Here is a 2176-nt window from a genome sequence, read left to right as displayed (position 1 = left end):
TGGTTCTGGATCACTTTCCGTGCTGGAGCCACGGAGCGTCACCGGAACCGCGATCATGAACGGTCGTGGCTGACGATCTCCTCCAAGACCTCTGGCTTCACCGGACCTGCGACGTCGCGGTCAACACCCTGACCATCCGCGCCGACCGCGTGACCGTCCACGCCGCCACGACCGGCGACGAGGCAGGCTGTCCGTCGTGTGGAACCGTCTCGGCCCGGGTGCACAGCAGCTACGTGCGGCGGTTGGACGACAGTGCGGCGGGCGGGCGTCGGGTGGTAGTCGAGTTACGGGTCCGCCGGTTCCGCTGCCGTGAACGAGCGTGCCCCCGAGCTACGTTCGTCGAGCAGGCAACGGGGCTGGCCTTCCGTCACGGGCGGCGGAGCCAGGGCCTGCAGACCGCGCTGCAGCAGCTCGCCCTTGCCCTGGCGGGCCGGGCCGGCTCTCGCCTGGCTGAGACCTTCGCGGTCCCGGTGAGCCGTTCCACGCTCCTGCGGCTGATACGCGCCCTGCCGGATCCGGCGCACGCGGTGCCGCGCGTTCTGGGCGTCGACGAGTTCGCCCTGCGCAAGGGCCACGTCTACGCGACGATCCTGGTCGACATCGAGACCAGTCGCGCAGTCGATCTGCTGCCCGACCGCACGGTCGAGACCGTCCGGTCCTGGCTGGCCGACCACCCAGGGGTGAAGGTCGTCTGCCGCGACCGGTCAGCCTCCTATGCCGAAGCCGTCCGGCTCGGCGCCCCGGACGCAATCCACGTTGCCGACCGGTTCCACCTGTGGCAGAACCTCGCCGATGCGGTGGAGAAGACCGTGCTGCAGCACCGTGCTCTGCTGCCCGAACCGGCCCCTCCGGCCGAGCCGGCTCCGGCTGTCGGCTTGGCGGCCGTCAGCTCCGAGCCTCGCCGGACCGGCCGGCTGTCCGACCGGGTCCGCGAACAACACGCCGCCGTCCACGCGCTCGTGGAGGACGGATTCAGCCTGCGCGCCATCGGCCGACGGCTGGGCATGGCCCGCAACACAGTTCGCCGACTGGCCGACGCGAACGACCCGGATGAGCTGCTGGTCGGCCGCTGGACCGGACGCACCAGCGTTCTCGACCCCTACAAGCCCTACCTCCACCAGCGGTTCACCGAGGGCCATACCATCGCTCGGCGCCTGTTCGAGGAGATCCGGCAGCGAGGATTCCCTGGCCAGGAGCAGATCGTCCGCGTCTACGTGCGCCGGTTGAGGGAGACGTTCCCGCACCAGGACCCGCCCCGCCGCAAGCCGTCCGTGCGCGACGTGACCAGCTGGATCACCCGCCATCCCGACCGCATGTCCACCGAAACCACCCAACGGCTCAAGGAGATCCTGGCTCGCGTCCCGGCGCTCGCCACTACCGCCGAGCACGTCAGGGCCTTCGCCGAGCTGATGAACGACCGCCGCGGCGGGGAGCTCAAGGAGTGGATCACGCGGGTCCAGCAGGACCAGGTCCCAGCCCTTCGAAGCTTCGCCACCGGCCTCCTGCAGGACCTCGATGCCGTCGTCGCCGGCCTCAGCCTGAGCTACAGCTCGGGCGCGGTCGAGGGCCACAACAACAAGATCAAGATGATCAAGCGCCAGATGTTCGGCCGAGCCAGCTTCGATCTCCTTCGGAAGCGAGTCCTCCACGCAGGATGAGACCGCTGGTCGTGGTGGCGTGGCGGCTCACGCGTCGGGGCTGGCCGGTGATGGCGCCGAGCACGGCGGCTCGGCATGAGGCTCGGGTCAGTGCTGGCCGAGGCCTTGGCTGTCGAGATAGTCGATCAGTGCGGGCTCCTTGCGGAGCAATTGGTCGCGGTCATCGGCAGGTAGCGAGGCAAGGGCGTCGACCAGAACCCGCTTGCGAGGAACGTAGACCATGTTGCCCGAGTAGATCCGGCACCCCGAGCACCAGGCAAACCCGATGCAGCGCTCGAAGCTGGAGGACTCGGGCGGATGGAAGCGGTACTGGTAGGAACGGACAGGCTCGTGGCACACAACGCAGATCCAGCGGCCACCGTCGCCGACGGACCAGCCGTTTCCCCTCTTGCGCCAGGACTTCCGTCCGGCCCGTGCTCTTCAAGTCGCCATGCGCTCATTCTGCCTTGGGGCGGCGTTCAAGGGGACACTAGATTGCTCTGGCTGTCCCCGGGGCGTCACAACACCAGCCACGACCG

At 68.9% G+C, this 2176-nt stretch carries 2 protein-coding genes; one reads left to right on the top strand and one right to left on the bottom strand.

Features of this window, described 5'->3' with window-relative positions; genetic code table 11:
• The first annotated feature begins 65 nt into the window (after positions 1-65).
• On the top strand, positions 66-1658 hold the full coding sequence (locus PV350_RS46215; RefSeq protein ID WP_500339263.1) for an ISL3 family transposase: 1593 nt from the start codon (positions 66-68) through the stop codon (positions 1656-1658).
• An 87-nt stretch (positions 1659-1745) separates the two neighbouring features.
• Here PV350_RS46215 and PV350_RS46210 read toward each other — a convergent pair whose 3' ends face one another.
• Positions 1746-1997, bottom strand: coding sequence for a hypothetical protein (locus PV350_RS46210; protein ID WP_500339262.1), 252 nt, complete (start codon positions 1995-1997; stop codon positions 1746-1748).
• Between the last annotated feature and the right edge of the window lie 179 nt (positions 1998-2176).

The sequence above is a fragment of the Streptomyces sp. PA03-6a genome (assembly GCF_033792765.1).
In the GTDB taxonomy this organism is placed as follows: Bacteria; Actinomycetota; Actinomycetes; order Streptomycetales; family Streptomycetaceae; genus Actinacidiphila.
The sequence above is the reverse complement of the archived record's forward strand: the minus strand, read 5'-3'. Positions and strand labels throughout refer to the sequence as shown.